Origin of the sequence: Mesorhizobium sp. WSM3873 (assembly GCF_001672445.1) — a bacterium.
Taxonomy (GTDB): domain Bacteria; phylum Pseudomonadota; class Alphaproteobacteria; order Rhizobiales; family Rhizobiaceae; genus Mesorhizobium.
Window position 1 is genome coordinate 526,048 of the sequence record NZ_LYTM01000034.1, and the last position, 20,000, is coordinate 546,047.

22 protein-coding genes and 1 tRNA gene are annotated in these 20,000 nt (G+C 63.4%); 9 read left to right on the forward strand and 14 right to left on the reverse strand.

The features are described from left to right. The first annotated feature begins 73 nt into the window (after positions 1-73). The 3 genes from A9K71_RS22065 (at position 74) to A9K71_RS22075 (ending at position 1,470) form a co-directional block, all read left to right on the forward strand. On the forward strand, positions 74-397 hold the full coding sequence (locus tag A9K71_RS22065) for an integration host factor subunit alpha (protein WP_067000778.1): 324 nt from the start codon (positions 74-76) through the stop codon (positions 395-397). Positions 398-522: 125 nt separating this feature from the next. Then, positions 523-1,062, forward strand: a complete 540-nt coding sequence (locus A9K71_RS22070; RefSeq protein WP_067000781.1) for a MerR family transcriptional regulator — start codon at positions 523-525, stop codon at positions 1,060-1,062. A gap of 105 nt (positions 1,063-1,167) precedes the next feature. Next, positions 1,168-1,470, forward strand: a complete 303-nt coding sequence (locus tag A9K71_RS22075) for a DUF883 family protein (protein ID WP_067000784.1) — start codon at positions 1,168-1,170, stop codon at positions 1,468-1,470. Positions 1,471-1,575: 105 nt separating this feature from the next. Here A9K71_RS22075 and A9K71_RS22080 read toward each other — a convergent pair whose 3' ends face one another. The 3 genes from A9K71_RS22080 to A9K71_RS22090 form a co-directional block, all read right to left on the reverse strand. Then, positions 1,576-1,836, reverse strand: a complete 261-nt coding sequence (locus tag A9K71_RS22080; protein WP_067000787.1) for a hypothetical protein — start codon at positions 1,834-1,836, stop codon at positions 1,576-1,578. Positions 1,837-2,242: 406 nt separating this feature from the next. Continuing rightward, on the reverse strand, positions 2,243-2,437 hold the full coding sequence (locus A9K71_RS31720) for a hypothetical protein (RefSeq protein ID WP_127246941.1): 195 nt from the start codon (positions 2,435-2,437) through the stop codon (positions 2,243-2,245). 228 nt (positions 2,438-2,665) lie between these two features. Continuing rightward, complete coding sequence (locus tag A9K71_RS22090; protein WP_067000792.1) at positions 2,666-3,265, reverse strand: hypothetical protein; 600 nt, start codon at positions 3,263-3,265, stop codon at positions 2,666-2,668. A 305-nt stretch (positions 3,266-3,570) separates the two neighbouring features. On the opposite strand from A9K71_RS22090, the gene A9K71_RS22095 reads away from it, so the two are divergent. Continuing rightward, positions 3,571-3,837 (forward strand): helix-turn-helix transcriptional regulator, encoded by a 267-nt coding sequence (locus A9K71_RS22095; RefSeq protein WP_067000795.1) that lies wholly within the window; start codon positions 3,571-3,573, stop codon positions 3,835-3,837. Between the two features lie 177 nt (positions 3,838-4,014). Beyond that, on the forward strand, positions 4,015-4,473 hold the full coding sequence (locus A9K71_RS22100; RefSeq protein ID WP_067001008.1) for a YbaK/EbsC family protein: 459 nt from the start codon (positions 4,015-4,017) through the stop codon (positions 4,471-4,473). Positions 4,474-4,518: 45 nt separating this feature from the next. On the opposite strand, the gene A9K71_RS22105 is transcribed toward A9K71_RS22100, so the two are convergent. From A9K71_RS22105 to A9K71_RS22125, 5 genes are all read right to left on the reverse strand, one after another. Further along, positions 4,519-4,595: transfer RNA gene (locus A9K71_RS22105), tRNA-Pro, on the reverse strand. Positions 4,596-4,649: 54 nt separating this feature from the next. Further along, positions 4,650-5,897 carry an O-antigen ligase family protein gene (locus tag A9K71_RS22110; RefSeq protein ID WP_156752743.1) on the reverse strand — a complete coding sequence of 416 codons (1,248 nt, stop codon included), beginning with the start codon at positions 5,895-5,897 and terminating at the stop codon, positions 4,650-4,652. A gap of 113 nt (positions 5,898-6,010) precedes the next feature. Continuing rightward, entirely contained in the window at positions 6,011-7,543 is a 1,533-nt protein-coding gene (locus tag A9K71_RS22115; RefSeq protein WP_067000798.1) for an undecaprenyl-phosphate glucose phosphotransferase, read from the reverse strand. Positions 7,544-7,681: 138 nt separating this feature from the next. Continuing rightward, a complete protein-coding gene (locus tag A9K71_RS22120) occupies positions 7,682-8,812 on the reverse strand; it encodes a glycosyltransferase (RefSeq protein ID WP_067000801.1) in 1,131 nt (376 codons plus the stop codon). Positions 8,813-8,820: 8 nt separating this feature from the next. Next, the gene (locus A9K71_RS22125) at positions 8,821-9,384 is read right to left on the reverse strand and encodes a polysaccharide biosynthesis/export family protein (RefSeq protein WP_067000804.1); all 564 of its coding nucleotides are present in this window, start codon (positions 9,382-9,384) and stop codon (positions 8,821-8,823) included. A 262-nt stretch (positions 9,385-9,646) separates the two neighbouring features. On the opposite strand from A9K71_RS22125, the gene A9K71_RS22130 reads away from it, so the two are divergent. Next, the gene (locus A9K71_RS22130; RefSeq protein ID WP_067000808.1) at positions 9,647-11,851 is read left to right on the forward strand and encodes an exopolysaccharide transport family protein; all 2,205 of its coding nucleotides are present in this window, start codon (positions 9,647-9,649) and stop codon (positions 11,849-11,851) included. 55 nt (positions 11,852-11,906) lie between these two features. Here the strand turns inward: A9K71_RS22130 and A9K71_RS22135 are convergent, their stop codons facing one another. Next, positions 11,907-13,136, reverse strand: coding sequence for a GNAT family N-acetyltransferase (locus A9K71_RS22135; RefSeq protein ID WP_067000811.1), 1,230 nt, complete (start codon positions 13,134-13,136; stop codon positions 11,907-11,909). 81 nt (positions 13,137-13,217) lie between these two features. Here A9K71_RS22135 and A9K71_RS22140 point away from each other — a divergent pair, with 81 nt between their 5' ends. Further along, positions 13,218-14,276, forward strand: a complete 1,059-nt coding sequence (locus A9K71_RS22140; protein ID WP_067000815.1) for a polysaccharide deacetylase family protein — start codon at positions 13,218-13,220, stop codon at positions 14,274-14,276. A 12-nt stretch (positions 14,277-14,288) separates the two neighbouring features. Here the strand turns inward: A9K71_RS22140 and A9K71_RS22145 are convergent, their stop codons facing one another. Both A9K71_RS22145 and A9K71_RS22150 read right to left on the reverse strand, forming a co-directional pair. Further along, complete coding sequence (locus A9K71_RS22145; protein WP_067000818.1) at positions 14,289-14,693, reverse strand: hypothetical protein; 405 nt, start codon at positions 14,691-14,693, stop codon at positions 14,289-14,291. Positions 14,694-14,786: 93 nt separating this feature from the next. Further along, positions 14,787-15,002 (reverse strand): DUF2842 domain-containing protein, encoded by a 216-nt coding sequence (locus A9K71_RS22150; RefSeq protein WP_067000821.1) that lies wholly within the window; start codon positions 15,000-15,002, stop codon positions 14,787-14,789. Positions 15,003-15,154: 152 nt separating this feature from the next. On the opposite strand from A9K71_RS22150, the gene A9K71_RS22155 reads away from it, so the two are divergent. Then, positions 15,155-16,246, forward strand: a complete 1,092-nt coding sequence (locus tag A9K71_RS22155; RefSeq protein ID WP_082980634.1) for a COX15/CtaA family protein — start codon at positions 15,155-15,157, stop codon at positions 16,244-16,246. Between the two features lie 22 nt (positions 16,247-16,268). On the opposite strand, the gene argC is transcribed toward A9K71_RS22155, so the two are convergent. Further along, positions 16,269-17,201 carry an N-acetyl-gamma-glutamyl-phosphate reductase gene (argC, locus tag A9K71_RS22160; RefSeq protein ID WP_067000827.1) on the reverse strand — a complete coding sequence of 311 codons (933 nt, stop codon included), beginning with the start codon at positions 17,199-17,201 and terminating at the stop codon, positions 16,269-16,271. A gap of 29 nt (positions 17,202-17,230) precedes the next feature. After that, a complete protein-coding gene (speB, locus tag A9K71_RS22165) occupies positions 17,231-18,232 on the reverse strand; it encodes an agmatinase (RefSeq protein WP_067000830.1) in 1,002 nt (333 codons plus the stop codon). Between the two features lie 232 nt (positions 18,233-18,464). Between speB and A9K71_RS22170 the strand changes: the two genes are divergently transcribed. After that, positions 18,465-19,523: a glycerophosphodiester phosphodiesterase family protein gene (locus A9K71_RS22170; RefSeq protein ID WP_067000833.1), complete on the forward strand. Its 1,059-nt coding sequence runs from the start codon at positions 18,465-18,467 to the stop codon at positions 19,521-19,523. Positions 19,524-19,690: 167 nt separating this feature from the next. On the opposite strand, the gene A9K71_RS22175 is transcribed toward A9K71_RS22170, so the two are convergent. Further along, positions 19,691-20,000, reverse strand: a 310-nt coding sequence (locus A9K71_RS22175) for an ISAs1 family transposase (protein WP_156752739.1), incomplete at its 5' end; no start/stop codon positions are given.

A 20,000-nucleotide genomic window follows, 5' to 3' on the forward strand; every position in this document is an offset into this window, starting at 1 on the left:
CTTGCCGGATCAATTACTTAGGCTCTGCCGCTGCCTGTATCGATTTATGTTTTTGAGCTGATGGGACGGTCGCATGGGGGGAAAGACACTGACGCGTGCCGACCTAGCCGAAGCCGTTTACCGCAAGGTTGGTTTGTCGCGAACTGAATCGGCCGAGTTGGTCGAGGCCGTCCTGGATGAGATTTGCGAAGCAATCGTTCGCGGCGAGACGGTGAAGCTGTCTTCCTTCGCGACTTTCCATGTCCGCTCCAAGAATGAGCGCATCGGCCGCAATCCCAAAACCGGCGAAGAAGTGCCGATCCTGCCGCGCCGCGTGATGACCTTCAAATCCTCGAACGTGCTGAAGAACCGCATCTTGCGTTCGCACCAGAACAGCAAGGCCAAGGGCGTCAAGTAACCCTCGAATGCCGGTTGAAAACCGCGGCCCCTTTGACGCCGGGCTTGAATATCGCTTCATAAACCGCTGAAATAAGGTGCGATTCGGATCAACTCCGGATTGCGGTCCAGCGTGAGGATTCGCCCATGGACAAGAGCCCCGATGCTTTCCGTACCATCAGCGAGGTTGCGGAAGATCTCGACCTGCCGCAGCACGTGCTGCGTTTCTGGGAAACCCGTTTCAACCAGATCAAGCCGATGAAGCGTGGTGGCGGCCGCCGTTACTACCGGCCGCAGGATGTCGAACTGATCAAGGGCATCCGGCACATGCTTTATGATCAGGGCTATACGATCAAAGGCGTGCAGAAGCTGTTGCGCGAGAACGGCAACCATTTCCTGGTCGCGATCGGCAATGGCGACATGGCAGCCGTCGAGGCGATCGCGCAGCGCCGCCAGGCCGAGCAGGTGCCGCTGACCGCGGCTGCCCAGCCGCGCGGCGACGAGGATGCGCTGGTCGGTCAGCCCAAGGTGAAGCCCAGCCGCCGTTTCTTCGGCCTTGGCAAGGGAGACGACGAAGGTCCCGTGCAGCCGGACTCCTCGAAATTGTCGCGCGACAACCGGGCCTTGCTGCAGGAGGCGCTCTTCGACCTTCTGGAGTGCAAGCGCCTGCTCGACCAGGTGCGTTGAGCTTCGGTTGCCGCTCCCGCGGCTTGGACGGCCGGCGTCCCTGACAGCCGGAACTGCTGTCGCATCCATGCGTTAGCCCTTCTCTGCAAGAGAAGGACATCAGGCATGGCGTGGTTTTCGACCCTTTCCGATCTCGATCTGGACAGGCAGGTCGCGGCGCTCTCGCGTCAACTTGACGATGTCAGGAAAGCCTTGGCAAAACGCGGCGACACCTATTACGAGGACGGCCGCGAGGCGGCGTCCGTTTATTATTCGCAGCTCGCCGACCGCTTTCACGAGGCGCTGCCGGCAATCAGGCGCCGGAGCAGGGCGCTCGAGCACACCGCGCGCGAGCATCCGGCCACCGTGGCCGCCGTCGGACTGGTCGTGGTCGGCCTGCTTGCCGGCCTTCTGATCAGCCGGCGCTGACCCCGGGCTGCGAAACAGAAATGGCGACCGTTCGCGCCGGCCGCCATTCCGTCAGCACGAGAGCCCAACCGGATGAAATCGGGATGGAGTGGGCTCCGGCTTCGATCAGTTCGCGAGCTTGATCCGGCTCTTAGGATCGACCTTCATGACCTGGCTGCACTTGCCGTAGACGGTGCCGTTCTTATCGGTGGCGTCGGTGTAGGTGCCCTTACAATCGAGCTGCAGCACCAGACAGGAGCCGGAGCCTTTGCAGACCGCGCCGCCGTCGCCGGTCGGATGCGTGCCGGCAAAGGCCGGCGCGGAAACCGAGCCGAAAGCCGAGACGACGAAGGCGGCGGCGAGCGAGATACGCTTGAAGTTGGTCATTTGAGCATTTCCTTCCATTGGTTGCTGGGAGCGCTTTCTGGCGTCCCGGTCGGGTTGAGGAACGCCTTAGTGGCGTCCATGACCGCTTGGTGCGGCCTCCAATGGAAAGGTTCATGGCCCGCGCGATTTTTGTCGCCTGGCGAGCATTGCTGTGAAGGTGTCAGGGTTCAGGGATTACCGTAGGTGCCGGATCTGCCAGCAGCGCTAAGCGCTCGTTGGGCAGTGGCGACTTGATGCGGCAAGAGGTCGGGACCGCTTGAAAAGCGATCGAACCCGGCTGCGCGCTCATCAGGGGACAGCGGGTGCTCAAAGGAGAGGCTTGTCCCACGAAGCGAAAAATTCCGATGGGAAGACTTGCGCGACCAATACAATGAAGGCCTGTCTTCCCATCGGCAGGTGGGAAGGATCAGGCCTTCTTCTCAACCACCTTCTTATGGTGGTGATGATGGTGGTGGTGATGATGATGATGGTGCCGGCGATGATGCTTGTGATGGTGGTGCTTTACCACCGGGGCCGCATCGGCGCTGGTCGTGCCGAGGATCGGCATGGTGAATGCCAGGGCCAGAGCCAGCCCGAGCGCGGAGAGGAGGGACTTCTTCATGATTTCGTTTCCTTTTACGCGGGCGTTCCGGAGTTCACCGGACCAAATCGGTGACCCAAGCCCCGCGATCGGCACTATCCTCCTGGATTTTTTCGACACTTTTTCCGGACTGTAGATTTTTGTTTCTGGATTGTTTCTGGCGAACCACGATCGCGCCGCGCGCTCTTGCGGGCGCGCATGGACGGCTCGACATCATGCTTTTCGAGCCTGATGCGTCAGCTGCGCGCCTCACATCGGCGGAGCCACGCCATGATTGCCGACCACCACCCGGCGCGAAACGAGCTTGCCGCCGCTGCCGCGCTCGGCGCTGACGAACACGGTCATGCCTGGCTTGAGATCCGCAGGCGCAGCGGGCGCGAATTTCACGATCGGCGTCGATTGCGGGATGGCGATCTCTTTCTTCTGGCCATTGCTGTAGGTCAGCGTCACGGTCCTGCCGTTGACCTCGGTCACGTCGGCGACAGTGCCGTTGGTCATTCGGCTGTTGGGCTGCAAATCCCAATCGCGGTCGCCTTCTCCGGTTCCCTTTAACGCCGCCGGGAAGATCACTACTTCCAGCGCGCCGCTGCCGCCGTCGGCCTTGGACACCGATGCGATGCCGAGGAAATCGCCCTGTTTGATATCGGCGGCCGACGCCTTGGCGACACCGGAGATCATCCAGTCGGGGGAAAGGGTGATCGTTTCGGTCTTGCCGTCGCGGGCTTTCACCGTCAGCGTCGTACCGGCGAGGTCGACCACCGTGCCGCGCAAGCGCACGGTGTCCGCCTGAGCGGCGCCCGCAAAGCCTGAAATCATGCCGAGTACGATAGCGAATAGCTTCAGTTTCATGGAATCCGATCCTCTTCAAAGGGGCTGGCGTCGCCCGCCTTCCGGCAAGCGACGGAGAGCTAACGAATCGGAGTGGGCTAAATGCCGGCGGGTGCGGCCTTCGGCGCTTCAAAAGATCTTGATTGGGCCTCGCGCCACCTTACATGTCGGTGGCCTGCGGCCTCGGCTCCCAGCCGATGAACCACGGTCACGATGGCGTGACGGCCAAAACGGCCTCTTGGCAAATCATCCGTTAACGGCCATTCTCCCGCCCGTCTCAGGCAACGCCACATTTCATCTGTGTTGTTTCATCCCAAGGAGTTGCCATGCCCAACACCGCAAGAAACGCTGTTTCCAACAACATTATTGCCGCGTCCGGCCTCAATCCGCTGAAAGCCGTCCGCGAAACGAGGGGATATACGATTGAGGAGCTTTCCTTGACCTGCGGCCTGGCCGTGGGCGAGATCGTCGACATCGAGGACGGCAAAGACGCCGACCCCGCCAAGCTCAGGCGTATCGCTTCCGCGCTGCAGGTGCCGGAAGAGGAATTGATCATGATGCCGACCGAAGAGAATTGGCCCACACAGCAATAGAGACGCTGAAGCGTCCGCGAAAAAAGCCCGCCATGGCCCGCCCTGGCGGGCTTTTTTGCGTCTTCCACAGATGATCCCCTGGCCCTTGCCAACTGCCGGCGCGCCATGCGGCAATCCCGGCCGCTGCCACGATTCGGCGGCATCGACTGGCCAACATGCCTGATTGAGGTTTCGCTCATGAGCTTGGAATCGGTCCGCGCCTTCTTTGCCGAACATGCACCCGACATCGAGGTGCTGGTCACCGAAGCGAGCTCGGCGACCGTGGCACTGGCGGCCGACGCCCATGGCGTGCTGCCGGCGCAGATCGCCAAGACCATCTGCCTGCGCGTCGGCGACGAGACCATGCTGGTCGTGACCAGCGGCACTGCCAGGCTCGACAACCGCAAATGCAAGGACACGCTCGGCGGCAAGCCGCGCATGCTCGACGGCGAACAGGTGCTTGCCGCGACCAGCCACCCGCCGGGCGGCGTCTGTCCCTTCGGTCTGCCGGCGCCGCTGCCGGTCTTTTGCGATGTGACGCTCAAAGCCTTCGACGAGGTCGTCCCCGCCGCCGGCGCGACGAATGCCGCCGTGCGGATTGCGCCGCAGCGGATGGCCGAACTTGTAGACGCCAAATGGGTCGACGTGTGCCAGTAGGAGATTGGAGGGGACTTCTGGGGGGCAAGTCTCAGGCTTGAAAAATGGTCGGAGTGGCCGGATTCGAACCGACGACCCCTTGACCCCCAGTCAAGTGCGCTACCGGGCTGCGCTACACTCCGGACCGGGTGGCGATGTATCGTGATAACCCCGTGCGGGTCAACCGAATTCGGCGGCTAATTCGCCGATGACAGTGCCGCAGCAGGGACGGCGCGCGCCAACCGCAATTCCTTCTGGTGCCGGTATTCCAGCGCGCTCGCGCCCCAGATCAGCCCGAGCAGCAGATAGAGATGGCGCCAGTGATCGATGTCGATGAAGGTGCCGAGCCCGATATTGCCGAGATAGGCGACATAGGCGCAAAGCAGATAGGGCTGCCAGGGACGAGCGCGAAGGAGGATGCGGAAGCCGGCGCAGATCGTCCACAGGGTTAGCGTCAGGAACGAGACGAAGCCCAGCCAGCCATAGTCCATCAGCGCCTTCAGCCAGATGTCGTGCGTGTCCTCGCCGTAGATCGTGCCGAAGACCAGCGGGCCGATGCCGAACGGGTGTTCCAGTGCCAGCTGGAAGCCGATCGTATAGCGTGCGAAGCGGCCGAGGCGCGCGGTATCGTAGCTTTGCTCGAGATGCGCGCGCTGGGTGAACATGTCCGACACGCCGGGCAGCTGCAGGATGACGAGGATGGCGATGATCAGCAGCGCGAGCGCGGCGATCGTCATCACCACGACCCGCAGGCGGAACATGCCGCTGGCGCTCTGCAGGAAGAGGCAAGCGGTGAGCAGCACCGCCGAAACCGCGAACATGCCCCAGGCGCCGCGCGAGAAGGAGAAGAAGATGCCGGCGGTGATGCTCAATAGCGGCACCGCCAGAAGCGGCATGCGCGATACCGGGCCGGTCAAGAGCAGATAAAGCAGGTAGGTGCCGGGCAGCACCAGGAACGGACCGAACACGTTCGGGTCCTGAAAGGCGCCGGCGGCGCGGTCGTATTTTGTGAACATCTCCGCGCCCGGAAAGGCATGGAAGTAGCCGGCGATGCCGAGCAGCGAGGTCGCCACAGCCGAGGCCACATAGGCGATGAAGATCAGCCGGTAGAGGTCAGGCTGGACCGATGTCACCGAGGCGAAGAAGACCGCGCTGAAGGCGAGAAACAGCGAGACCGCCAGATAGAGCGGCGTGTTGGCGAGATCCGCCATCTGCGTCATCGCGATCATGCCGCCGATGTTCATCGCCACCAACAGCACCAGCAGCGGCAATATCGCTCGCGATATTCTGAGGCCGAACAGCGCCCAGACGGCGATCAGCCCGGCCATGTAGAGCTCGTAGGGTGCCGGCTCGCTGATGACGAAGCCGGAAAGCAGGATGCCGACGACGATAGCGGCCGACGAGATCAGCGCGATCAGCTTTGCGTTGACCGCCTGCGGCGGCAACTGGTTGACCGCCTGTGGCGGCAACTGGTTGACCGCCTGAGGCGGCAACTGGTTGACCGCTTGAGGCGGCAACTGGTTGACCGCGTCCGCCGGCAACTCCTGCGCGAGCGCGCTCAATAGGCGTTTTCCGTATTGAGCAGGCGCACGGGTGTCAGGAACAGGATGCGCAGGTCGAACAGCATCGACCAGTTCTCGATGTAGTAGAGATCGTATTCGGTGCGCATGCGGATCTTTTCATTGGTGTCCATCTCGCCGCGCCAGCCGTTGATCTGCGCCCAGCCGGTGACGCCGGGCTTGACCTTGTGGCGGGCGAAATAGCCGTCGACCACCTCGTTGTAGAGCAGGTTGTGCGATTGGGCGGCGATCGCATGCGGGCGCGGCCCGACCAGCGACAGCGAGCCGAACAGCGAGTTGAAGAACTGCGGCAGCTCGTCGATCGAGGTCTTGCGGATGAAGCGGCCGACGCGGGTGACGCGCGGGTCGTTCTTGGTGACCGTCTGCTTGGCGGTCGGGTCCGACCTGTCGGTGTACATCGACCGGAACTTGTAGACCTCGATGACCTCGTTGTTGAAGCCGTGGCGCTTCTGCTTGAACAGCACCGGCCCCTTGCTGTCGAGCTTGATGGCGATCGCGGTGGCGAGCATCACCGGCGAGAAGACGATGATGCCGACAAGCGAGAAGATGATGTCGAAGCTACGCTTGGCGACCGAGTCCCAGTCGTTGATCGGCTTGTCGAAGATGTCGAGCATCGGCACCGAGCCGATGTAGGAATAGGCGCGCGGGCGGAACTGCAGCGCGTTGGAATGCGCCGAGAGCCGGATGTCGACCGGCAGAACCCAGAGCTTCTTCAAAAGCTGCAGCACGCGCGATTCGGCCGTCAGCGGCAGCGATACGATCAGCATGTCGATGCGGGCGATGCGGGCGAACTCGATCAGCTCGGAAATAGTGCCGAGCTTCGGGTAGCCGGCGACGATCGGCGGCGAGCGCTTGTCACCGCGATCGTCGAAGATGCCGCAGATGCGAATATCGTTATAGGGCTGCTTCTCGACCGAGCGGATCAGCATTTCGGCCGACTTGCCGCCACCAACGATGACCGCGCGGCGCTCCATGCGCCCGTCGCGCGCCCAGCGCCTGATCAGCCTGGACATCACCAGTCTGAGCCCGAAGATCAGCACAAAGCCGACCACGAACCAGCTGCCGAACAGGAGGCGCGAATAGTCCTCCGAGGCCTTCATGGCGAAGGCCGTGAGAGCCATCAGCGCGAAGGTGCCGGCCCAGACGAGGAGCACGCGGCCGAAATTGGCGAGGGGGCGCATCAGCGCCGCGATCTGGTAGCTGTCGCTGACGTCAAGCAGCACCACCGCCAGGAACGAAGCTGCCGCGATCGTCAGCGGATATTGCCAGGCGAGATAGTTGAAGAAGCCGACATAGTAGAAATAGAGGCACATGCCTGACACAAAGAGCACGGCGAATTCGACCATGCGCAGCACGCCGCTGACCATGATCGGCGACATCGTATCGCGCCGGTACTGCGAGGCGACCTGTCGCGCCACGTCATTGATGCCGGGCACTTGAGCTTCGGCAGGGCCGTCGAATTTGCGCACCGCCTCGATCGAAAAGCGGTGCGCGGGGTCGATCTCGTTCATGGGGATTGTCCGCGAGCTTCGCGCGAGTGAATAGCAAAAGAGAGCTAAGAAAGCCTTGAAACAACAGGTGGCTTTGAATGCGTGTTGTTGCTTGCGACGACTGGCGGTTTTTTCACGCCGATTGCAGATTAGTAAAGTCTAAAGCTTTAGCGCCGCGAAGTAAGCCTTCTCGATCTCGGCCGCCATCACGTCGGCCCCGAATCGCGCCTTCAACTCGGGGTTCTGCGGCATCAGCTTGCGGTAGGCGCCGCGATCGTCGAGAGCCGTTCTGAGCCTGTCGGCGAGCTGGCGGGCATCGGGCCGGATCAGGGCAGGGGAGTCTTCGCCGAAGATCTCGGGAATGCCGCCCACGGCGGTGGCAATCATCGGCATGCCGGCTGCCAGCGCCTCGAGCACGATATAGGGCATTGCTTCCGCGCGGGACGGGACGACGATCAACTCGGCCAGGGCGAAGGCTTCTCTGGCCGGCATCGGCGGCAGGAAGCGGACATGGCCCTTAAGTCCTAGTCGCTCCACCTGAGCGTGGTAGCGTGGCAGGTCGTCGCCGGCGCCGACCATCACCGCGCTTAACCGGCGGCCGAGCGCCCTGCCGGCCCGCGCCAGCGCGTCGATGAAGATGTCCGGGCCTTTGAGATCGCGCATCATGCCGATGTATATGAGATCGGCCGCATCGGCCGCCGGCGCCACCGGTTCGAACTCGACGGCCCGCAGGCCGTTATAGACCAGCCTGTTGGGGATGGGCGGCTCGCCGACCTTCCGTCGATAGGTTGTCCGCTCATAATCGGAAACGAACAGAAGGCAGTCGCTGAAGCGGGCCATGAAACGCTCCAGCGCGAAGAACAGCCTTCCGGTGGCCGTCGTTTCGTCATAGTGCAGCGAGCCGCCATGCGGCGAATAAAGGCGGGCCACGCGAGACCTTGAAACCCGCAACAGTGAGCCGAACAGACGGGCATAGGCGCCACCCTTGGCGCCATGCCCGTGCAGCACGTCCGGCCGCAATTCCTTGATGATTTGATAGGTGCGCCAGGCCGCGGCGATGTCGCCCGGTCCGATATGGCGCTGCATGGGCGTGCGATGGATGCCGAGCGCCAGGCGCTCCTTCATCGCTCCGAACAGCCGCTCCTCATAGTCGCCGCCCGTGGTCGAATCGCAGACGATACCCACGGAATGGCCGGCGGCGACCTGCGCCTCGGTCAGGTCGCGCACATGCCGGAAGATTCCCCCGACAGGTGAGCGGAAGCAGTGGACGATCCGAAGGTGAGCCGCCACGTTGATTTTCAGAACAGGCGTTCGCGGACGTAGACGGTGTCGCCGGGCAGGAGTGGATCGGATGTCTGCACCCTGCCGGTCATCACCTTGCCGTTGATGTCGCGGGTGATGTCGACGCTTTCCTGGTTGGCGCGCGGTGTGAAGCCGCCGGCGATCGCGATCGCCTTCTGCACCGTCAGTCCGGGCACATAGGAATATTGCCCTGCGGCACCGACTTCGCCCATGACGAAGATCGGCCGGTAGCGGTCGATCTCGACCGAGACGTCGGGATCGCGCAGATATCCCTGGCGCAATTTATCGGCGATTTCCTTCTCGAGCTGCTGGGCGGTGTGGCCGCGCGCCGGCACGGCGCCGACGAGCGGGAAGGAGATGTAGCCGGACTGGTCGACGCTGTAGGTGTTGGTCAGCCCGTCCTGCTCGAACACCGTGACGCGGATGCGGTCGCCGGCGCCGAGTCTGTATGGCTGGTCGAGCACTTCATGAAAGGCGGCGGGCGCCGGCCGGTAGCTGGAACAGCCGGTAAGCAGCGACAAGGCGAGCATGGCGCGAAAGAGATGAGCAGTGCTTTTCATGATCGGACACGAACCTTCGTCGCTCTCGCCACCGGTGAGGCGGCCAACCCCAGGAGTGCGCCCGTTATCATCCTGTTAGGGTTAATGGTCGGTAAAGGATGGGCCTTAGACTCATCGGCTGCTGGCAAAAAACCCAATTGTTCTATTGCTTTCGCAGGACGTTCTTTGAGTGGGTTCTAATAAGTACGCATCCTGATCTTAACGGCTGAGTTACCATAGTTGTTTACGGTCCATCCTCGACTCAAAGTTCGGAGCAGGATGCATGTCCGTTCAGTCCGCGGCCGCAGATGTCGATGTCGACCTGAGACAGCTCTTCGCCAGCCTGGCGAGGAATTGGCTGCGTATTGTTCTCGTCGCGCTTGTCGTGACCGGGCTGGCGTTTGCCTTCGCCTGGCTGGCCACGCCGCAATATAAGGCAGTGGCCAAGCTGGAGATCGGGCCGCGCGAATCGGTCTTCACTCGGCCGGCCGGCACAACCAGCGACGACAAGCCGGCAACCGATGAGGAGGCGGTGGCCACCGAGGTCCAGATCATATCGTCGCCCGATATCCTCAAGAAGGTTGCCTCGGACCTCAACCTGGAAAAACTGCCGGAATTCGACGAAGCGCTGAAGATGTCGGCGCTCAGTCGCGCGCTTGTGCTTGTCGGGCTGAAGAGCGATCCCTTCGACATCCCGCCGGAGGAGCGCGTGCTCAAGGCAATGCACGATAAGCTCAACGTCTACGGCGTTGAAAAATCCCGCGTAATCGCCGTTGAGTTCTCCTCGAACGATCCGAAGCTCGCCGCCCAGGTCGCGGACGCCATTGCGCAGGCCTACCTTGCCTCAAAGGGCAGTGCGAAGATGGAATCGAACACCGCCGCCACAGGCTTCCTTGGCCCGGAAATCACCGATCTGCAGAACCGGGTGAAGGATGCCGAAGCCAAGGTTGCCGCCTATCGCGCGCAATCCGACCTGTTGATGGGCGGCAACAATTCGGTGCTCGCGACGCAGCAGCTCTCGGAACTGTCGAGCGAGCTTTCACGGGTGCGCGCCAACCGCGCCGCCGCAGAGGCGACCGCCGACAGCGTGCGCAAGGCGCTGCAGAATGGCGGCACGCTGGACAGCGTGCCGGAAGTTCTGTCTTCCGAGCTGATCCAGCGCCTGCTCGAGCGGCAGGTAGAGCTCAGGACCAATATTGCCGATCTGTCGACGACGCTGCTCGACAACCATCCTCGCATCCGGGCGCTGAAGTCGCAGCTTGCCGATCTCAACGGCCAGATCCGCAACGAGGCGCAGAAGATCCTGAAGGGATTGGCGACTCAGGCACAGACCGCCAAGGCTCGTGAGGACCAGCTGGTCCAGGAGGTCAACACGCTGAAAGCCGCTTCGGCCCGTGCCGGCGAGCAGCAGGTGGAGCTCGATGCGCTGCAGCGCGACGCCAATGCCCAGCGCCAGCAGCTCGAATCCTATATGGCAAGCTACCGCGAGGCGGCTTCGCGCGCGGACCGCAACTATCTGCCGGTGGACGCCCGTCTGCTTTCGAAAGCACAGGTGCCGACCGAACCGTATTTCCCGAAGATCGGCCCGATCACTGGTGCTGCCGCCGCCGCGTCGCTGCTGCTGATGGCGATCAGCACACTTCTGAGGGAATTGTTCTCCGGCCGTGCCATGCGTGCGGCCGCCGGAGCCCGATTCGAGCCGATCGAACAGGTGGCGATGCCGGTGGCGCGCACCGAACCGGCGCTCGCCGATGCCGAGGATGAAGCTAGCGACGATTCCGTCGCTGACGAGCGGATCGGGCAGGGCACCGTCATGGAGGCAGCGCCTGCCGAGCCGGTAGATCCACCAGACCCGGCACAGCCCGAAGCGCGCCGGTCATGGCAGCCGAGGCTTGGCGAGATCGATGTCGAGAAGGCGGCGGAAAAGCTGATTGCCTCGGGTGCCGCGCGCGCCATCTTTGTCTCCCCGGAAGGCGACGAGGCCGCCGCCACCGCCGTGCTGGTGGCGCGCGAAGTGTCGGATGCGGGCCTCCGGGTGCTCCTGCTCGATCTCACCGCCTCGGGCGCCGCCTCGCGCCCGATGCTGGACAGCGGACTGCTTCCCGGCATCACCAATCTGCTGGCCTCCGAGGCGCAGTTCAGCGACGTCATCCATCCCGATCTCTATTCGGACGCGCATGTGATTCCGGTCGGTACCGCCGATCCTATCCGCGCCATGCGCGCCGCCGACCGGCTGCCGATCATCATGCAGTCGCTGACCACGGCTTACGACCTCGTCGTCGTCGAATGCGGCCCTGCCGACGCACAAGGCATTGGCCGACTGGTCGACGATGGCACGGAAGTCTTCCTGTCGATGCTTGAAGCCGATGACGAGGTGACGCAGGCGGCGATCAAGCTGATCGAGAACGGCTATCCGGATGTCACGCTGGTCACGCCGGTTGGCCATGAACCGGGAGATCCGTTGCCCGGACGCCGGTCGGCGGCCTGAACAGATATCGCCCGCGAAGCGCTCGGATTTTGAGTCTCGCGCTGGCGGACGACGGTCAGGCGTCGTCCTCGGCAACAATAGGGGCGGCCTGTCCGGCAGCCTTCCGGCGCAAGCTCTTGGTCAGTTTCCACACCGTCGGACTATTCTTGATGAAGGCCTTCGCCCGCGCGCCTTGCCGTAACCCTGTGGCTAGCACGCGACCTTTCAGCGTCAGCGGCATCAGCACCTCGAAATGCTGGACCTCAATGTCGCACCAGAGCCGCTTGTAGGGCTCGTCGCCGACCGAGAAATCATAGAGGCCGAAGCCTTGCTCGCAGGCTTCCTGGATGTTGTCGAAGAACAGGAAGTCGCCGGGGCTGGTGAAGGCGAGATCATCCTCGGCGATCGCGCCGAACTCGCAGATCAGGCGCTTGCCTGAGCGGCTGGAGCCGGTAACGGCGCGAAGTTTTCCCGCTACCTCCAGCCCGTGCAGCAGGAAGGATGGCTCCTGCTCGGCAAGCGCATCGGCAAACAGCGCCCGGAAGAAGGCGCGCACGCCTTCATCGCCGAACACGTTGGCGATGCCCATCTTGGCGAAGCGCGCCTGCTTCATGTCGAAGAAAGCGTCGAGCAACCTGTCGACCTCCTTGCGGCTTCGCCCCTCGATACGGCGGAAGCTGCCGACGGCCTCGAACTTGCGCGTCTGCGAGCGGTGCTTCTTGCGCTTCCGCTTGCCGCTCGCGCGGCTGAGCAGCGCCTCGAAGCCGCCATCGAGGTCGACGGCCAGCGCAAGGTTAGGGCTCGCAAAATTGGGCAACGCGGCGAGCGGGTTGGCGGTGCCGTCGAGATCGGGCAGCAGCCGCTCCAGTGAAACGAGGTCGATGTCGGGCCGTGCCGTGGCGATTGGCGAGAGCAGGGAGCGGATCGCAGGACCGTTTACAGCAGGCAAAAGCCGCGGGTCGGTTGCGGGGAAATTGCCGTTGGCATGACGTCCGCCGGTGAAACGAGCGACGCGGAACGGGCCGTTTCGGACCACTTCCAGCGCCAGCGAAAGAGCCGGTCGACCCTCGATGCTTAGCGTGGCGACCGCCATATCGGCTTTGGTCTTGGCCGCCCAGTTGCTCACCCAGGACGCGCTCTGCGCCGGAGCAAACAGCGCCGAAGCGCAGAATTCTGCATAGCCCGCAAGACCGGTGCCGTCGGTCACCGCCGCCGTCAGTCTGCCTCGGCTCGAGGCAGGCGCACGCGCCGGCGCTTCGTTGGCAGCGACGCGATTGCCGTCAAATGACGCGGCGGCGTCAACCATCCCTCAATCCTTAAGACGTATTGGTTGCAACCTGGGGTTCGCGTAGGTCCTTGGATGAGCCTAGGCGCAAAAGGTGAAGGAATGATCGACGGGGCCGAGGCAATCCGGAAGCTGGCGTTGAACGTTGCCCGCTACACCGGTCTCGCTCCGCTGGCGAGGCCGTTTGTCGGCGGCATCGGTGCCATCTTGATGTTGCATCGCGTGACCGCGACGCCCGAGAAGCCGAACAGCGTCAATCGCCATCTGAACATCGCCCCTGCCTTCCTCGACAAGCTGATCGCCGACATGAAGGAAAGGGGCTATGCCTTTGTTGCCCTTGATGAAGCGATCGAACGCATCGAAGCGGGCGGCAAACACGGCCAGTTCGCCACCATCACCGCCGACGATGCCTATCGCGACAACATGACGGAGGCGCTGCCGGTATTGGAGAAGCACGGTGCGCCGATCACCATCTATGTCGCGCCCGGCCTGATCGACGGTGCCGTCGACCTGTGGTGGGAAGTCATCGAGGATATCGTCGACACCGGCTCGCACCTGACGCTGAAGACTGCGAGAGGATCGACGGTCGTCGATTGCTCGACACCCGGCCGAAAGATCCAGACCATTGCAAGGCTGAACGCGTGGTTGACCCTGGAGGTCCCGGAGGAAGAGCAGGGCGCCGCGCTGCGTGAACTGGCGCGCTCCAACGGCATCGAGCTCGGCACCGGCCGCCCCGGCACCCTGATGAGCTGGGATGAGATTCGCAAGGTGGCCGCCCATCCGCTGGTGACGATCGGCGCGCACACCGTCAACCACCGCAACCTCAAGCGGTTGTCCGAGGCGGAAGCGCGTCACGAGATCGGCGACGTCCGCCGTATCCTCATGGAACGGCTGGGCGCAGAGCCGCGCCACTTCGCTTACCCCTACGGTTATCCCAGCGCGGTCGGCTGCCGCGAGGTCGGCTTCGCTCGTGATGCCGGCTATGTCTCGGCGGTGACGACCCGGCATGGCGTCCTGAGAGCCGAGCATGCCGGTTTCCTGCATGCGCTGCCGCGCATCTCCGTCAACGGCCGCTACCAGAGCGTCGCCCATATCCGCACGATGTTGTCGGGTGTGACCACGCCGCTCGCCAATGCCGGCAAGATGGTCGTCACCATTTAGCCCGAAGGGGCGTCAGCATCTGTGGAAATAGCGGTAGGTGTCCGGCGCGCTCATCCATTTGAGCTGCGACGCAAGCCCGCCATGCGCGTTGATCCAGCCTCGGATGTCGGCAGCATAGGCATTCCACAAGACGGCGGTCATGTCGGTGCGGTGCGCCAGATGGAAGCCGAAGCTTGCCGCAGGCATCACGCAGATGCGGCTGCGGGGAATGTAGCCGAGCAGCACCGTGCAGGCCGACTGGCATTTGCCGACGATGCGGACATTGACGCCGCGCGCGGCGAGCCCCTTCCAGCGCTGGCTGTACGCGGCGACGCTGCCGCCATGATCGTCCGACACGTTGATGGTTTCGGCGGCTGCCATCGAGGCCGCCATGCAGGCGATGATCAGGATCAATCCCGCGAACGAGGCTTTTGGCATGACGCAAGCCCTCCCTGCCATGCGGTCAAGCCAGGCAAGTTAGTCCCAATGCGCAATCACGTATGAATCACGTTAGCGTTGGCGCGGCCGCGCTCAGCCCTTCTGAGGCGGCTCCAGGATCAGCCATTTGATGATGCCCATCGCCGGCAGCACCCAGAACAGGCCGCTGAGCAGGAAGAACAGGAAATGCGCCAAGGAGCCGTATTCGGCGAGCCTTGTGACCGCGATGGCCGAGGCGATCAGCGCGTAGATGACGACCAGCGCCACCAGCAGGATGGTTCCGATCAGCTTTCTCAGGCGAATGGGCATGTCGCGGTCCCGTTGACCCGCTTCGCTTAGGCCGATTGGGGAGCGGGCGCAACCGCCGCGGGCCGGCGCGACGGCGTGCCGCGCTGTCCGGTCTTGCCAGCCGGGCGGCCATGGTCCACCAATCCCGCGATTTCAACTGCCGGGAAACTCCCATGGCCGCCATAACCACCACGGCCCCATACGCCGCCCGCGACCGCGATCTGCACAACCGCGCGCTGGTGCGCGGCTGGCTTTATTTTGTGCTGGTCGTGCTGGCCGCGCTGGTGCTGGTCGGCGGCGCCACAAGGCTCACCGGTTCCGGCCTGTCGATCACCGAATGGCAGCCGATCCACGGCGTGATCCCGCCGCTCAACGATGCCGAATGGCAGGAAGAGTTCCAGCGCTACCAGCAGATCCCCCAATATACAGAGCTCAACAAGGGCATGAGCCTAGATGCGTTCAAGTCGCTCTTCTGGTGGGAATGGGTGCACCGCATCCTCGCCCGCAGCGCCGGCGCGGTCTTCGCCTTGCCGCTGCTGTTCTTCTGGGCGACGGGGCGCATCGAACGCCGCCTCGGGCCGAAGCTTCTAGGTATACTTCTGCTCGGCGGCCTGCAGGGCGCCATCGGCTGGTGGATGGTGGCCTCGGGTCTGGTCGACCGTGTCTCGGTCAGCCAGTACCGGCTGGCGACGCATCTGACGCTCGCGGCGCTAATCTTCACCGCCACCATGGTTGTCGCGCGAGGATTGGCGCCGCACTCCGAGCGCACCGCCGACCGCTCGACCCAGCGGCTTGCCGGCGCGATCGTGCTCTTGGCAATGATCCAGATCTATCTCGGCGGCCTGGTTGCCGGCCTCCACGCCGGCCTCTCCTACAATACCTGGCCGCTGATGGACGGCAAGGTGATCCCGGCCGATCTCCTGCTCTTGAAACCCGCCTGGCTGAATTTCTTCGAGAACCCCAAGACTGTGCAGTTCGTGCACCGGCTCGGCGCTTACACGCTCTTTGCGGTGGCGCTCTGGCACATGATCGCCACCTGGCGGCGTCAGCCCGGCACCACGCATGCCCGCCGCGCCACGCTGCTGTTCCTGCTGGTGCTGGCGCAGGCCTCGATCGGCATCGGCACGCTTTTGATGCAGGTGCCACTGCATATGGCGCTCACCCATCAAGGCGTCGCGCTGATCGTGCTCGGCTTCGCCGCCGCGCACTGGCGCGGCACCAAGGGTGCCTATCCGCTGCCGACCGAGATCGCCGTCAGAGGCTGAGGCGCGCCTTGCGCATTGTCGCTCAGTGCTTGATGCCGAGCATCAGGTCCAGATTCTGCACGGCAGCGCCGGAAGCACCCTTGCCGAGATTGTCGTAGACGGCCAAAAGCAGCGCCTGCGCCCGCTCGTCATTGGCGAACACATAGACCTTCATCCGGTTGGTGCCGTTATAGGCCTCCGGATCGATCTCCGGCATGCGCTCCATATGCGTATAGGGCGCAACCTCGACCACGCCGCCGCCGACCGACGCATAGTGATCGGCGATCGCCGCATGAAGCTCGGCGCCGCTCGGCACACGGTCGAGGCCGCCCAACTGCAGCGGCACCACCGTGATCATGCCTTGCGCGAAATTGCCGACGGCGGGCTGCATGATCGGATCGTGCGACAGCTTCGCGTAGGTCCTGAGCTCCGGCACATGCTTGTGCTGCAACGTGAGCCCATAGGGCAGGAATTCAGGCGCGTCCTCGCCCTTGCCGACATAGTCCTCGATCATCGGCCGGCCGCCGCCGGAATAGCCGGAGATGCCGTTGACGGTGACGGGGAAATCGGCAGGCAGCAGGCCGGCCGAGACCAGCGGACGCAGCGTCGCGATAGGGCCCTGCGGCCAGCAGCCGGGATTGGCGATGCGATTTGCGCTGGCGATCTTGTTGGCCTGATCCTTGTCCATCTCGGCAAAGCCGTATTCCCAGCCTTCGGCCACACGATGCGCAGTCGATGCGTCGATGACCTTGGTCGTATCGTTCTCGATCAGCGATACGCTTTCCTTGGCCGCGGCATCCGGCAGGCAGAGGATCGCGACATCGGCGGCGTTGAGGAATTCGGCCCTGGCGGCGGCTTCCTTGCGGCGGTCGGCGGGAATGGAGATGATCTCCAGATCGCCGCGGTCGGCCAGCAGCGCCCTGATCTGTAGGCCTGTCGTGCCATGTTCGCCGTCAATGAAGATTTTCGGTTTCATCGGTTGCCAAAATCCCTGCGATTCCAGAGCTATATGCCTTGAGCGTTATGTAGTACGGCATGAGTGCCGTTGTTCAGGTCGTCGAGCCGCGCCTTCCTTTCGGCCACCAGGCCGAGATAGTGCATGGCGATGATCGATCCGGCGATCGCCGTAATATCGGCATGATCATAGGCCGGCGCAACCTCGACGACGTCGGCACCGACAATATCGATCTGGCCGAGTTGGCGCAGCGTCGAAAGCATCTTGGCCGAAGACGGGCCGCCGGCCACAGGCGTGCCGGTGCCCGGCGCGAACGCCGGATCGAGGCAATCGATGTCGAAGGTAAGATAGGTCTTCCTGCCGCCTGTGCGCTCCACGATCGCGTAGGCGATGTCGGAGGCGCGCATCTCCTCGACTTCATGGCCGTAGATGATCTTGATACCGAACGTGTCCGGCGCATGGGTGCGGATGCCGATCTGGATCGAGCGGTCTGGATCGATGACGCCTTCTTTGACCGCGCGGGCGACGAAGGAGCCGTGATCGATGCGCCTGCCGTCGTCCGGCCAGGTGTCCTGATGCGCGTCGAACTGCACCAGGGCCAGCGGCCCATGGATCGCTGCATGCGCCTTCAGCAGCGGCCAAGTGACGAAATGATCGCCGCCGAGCGTCAAAAGAAATGCGCCTGAGCTCAGGATCTTGGCCGCCTCGCGCTCGATCGTACCGGGCGTCTTCTGGTGGTTGCCGCTGTCGAGCAGGCAATCGCCGTAGTCGACCACGGCGAGCTGTTCGAACAGGTCGCGCGAGAACGGATATTGCGGATCGTTGTCGAGGATCGCCGAGGCGCGGCGAATCGCCTGCGGCCCGAAGCGCGCGCCGGGACGATTGGTGACCGCGGCGTCGAAGGGAATGCCCCACACGACGGCGTCCGCGCCCTTCGCATCCTTCGTATATTTGCGCCGCATGAACGACAGCGCGCCGGCATAGGTCGGCTCGAGCGACGCCCCCGTTTTGGAACGGGCGGTGAAGGCGTGGTCGATCTCTTGGTTCGCCATTACGGGTCCTCGGTTGTCATCGGGGAGCCACAACTACAGAACCGGCACGCAACTTGCCAGTCACAGCTTGCCGATATCGAGCGGCGCTCGAGGAGTGCCACGGCAGCACAGGATTTGTCTCGCCATGACGCCTCGCCAAACGGATTTGAGCAAACAGCTAGCCGGCTTCGTTCACCTCCCTGTCATGGGCATCGCCTAACCGGGTCCCGACCCGGAACGGAGCGATTCCCCGATGCGAACACTCTGGCTGAGCCTTCTTCTGTCTGCCGCGCTTGCGACTGCCTCGAGTCAAACCTTAGCCGGTGAGACGCGCGCCGCCCAAATCCTCGACCGCTTCGAACACGCCAACCAGTGGCGCGACCATGTGATGATCGCGGCGCATCGGGCCGGCAGCATGCAGGCCGGCAAGACGCTTTATGCCGAGAATTCGCTTGCCGCGGTCGAGGGCTCGATCGCGAGCGGCGCCGAGATAGTCGAGGTCGATGTGAGGCGCTCGAAGGACGGCGCGTTCGTCATCATGCATGACAGCTGGCTCGACCGTACCACGAACTGCAAGGGCGAGGTGGTGGAATATACGCTGGCGGAGCTGAAGAAGTGCCGGCTGGTGATCGAGGGCACTGGCGCCGTCACCAGCGAGCCGGTGTCGACGCTGCGCGAAATGCTGCTGACGACCAAGGACAGGATCCTGATCAATCTCGACAACAAGCTCGAGGTGACGGACCTGCCCGGCATGATCGCGGTTGCCCGCGATCTCGGCATGGCCGATCAGGTGATCGTCAAGGAGAACCTGTGGAACCAGGCGCGCATTGAAGCCGCGAAGGCCGCGCTCGCCCAGGCGGGCGGCGGCTTCCAGTTCATGCCGATCCTTGCCGATGACGCCGTGCACGATGCCGCCTTTGCCGGCGAGGTCGACAAGGCGTTCGCGCCACGCGCTATCGAGCTGATCAACTGGCGCAACGGCGCCGAGACGCTGACCGCAAACGGCGGCCCGCTGTTCAGCACGCGCATGCGGGCTACAGCCGTCCGCGGCGACTGGCACCTCTGGGCCGATACCTATGCCATCGTCAACAAGCCGGGCGGCTTCCTTGCCGGCGGCCGTGGCGACGAGCTGGCGGTCGCTGCCAGCCTGCCGCGCGAGGCTTGGGGTTTCTGGGTCGATCGCGGCGCCACCATCATCCAGACCGACGAGCCAAAAGCGGTGATCGAATGGCTGGCTGCCAATGGCTATCGCGTACCGTACACGACGGACATCAAGCAAGCCGAGTCGGCGCATACGGCCAGTATCAATTAAGCTGACGTCGGCGCTTCACCCCGCCCGCCGCTTCGCGCCGACCTCCCCATCGAGGGAGCTAGAGCGTCGTGCCAGCCTGCCGTCGCTGCATGCCTGCGACATTCATGAAATGCTAAACCAGTGTTTGAGCGTAAAGCGCGGCGCCTTACCTCCCCTTGATGGCAGGGCTATCGCATATGAGTAAAGAGTTCATAGAAGAAGTCTTTGCTCCAGTTGGCCCTGCGCATCTTGCTGGCGATTGGTTTGTCGAGGGGATGGGCAGCCAAGATGTTTTGGGCGAGCCTGCGGATGACGGCCAGGTTTTGTGGCGCGTTGTCCTTTCGGGTGCGGGCGTCATCCTCGTGGAAGACAACATCAAGGCTCCAGTGCAACTGGTTCTCGATCGTCCAGTGGGCACGAACCGTCTCAGCCAATTTGTTGGGCGTCAGCACCTTGGAGAGGGCGATATAGCGGACCGATGTGGTCGTCTTGCCGTCG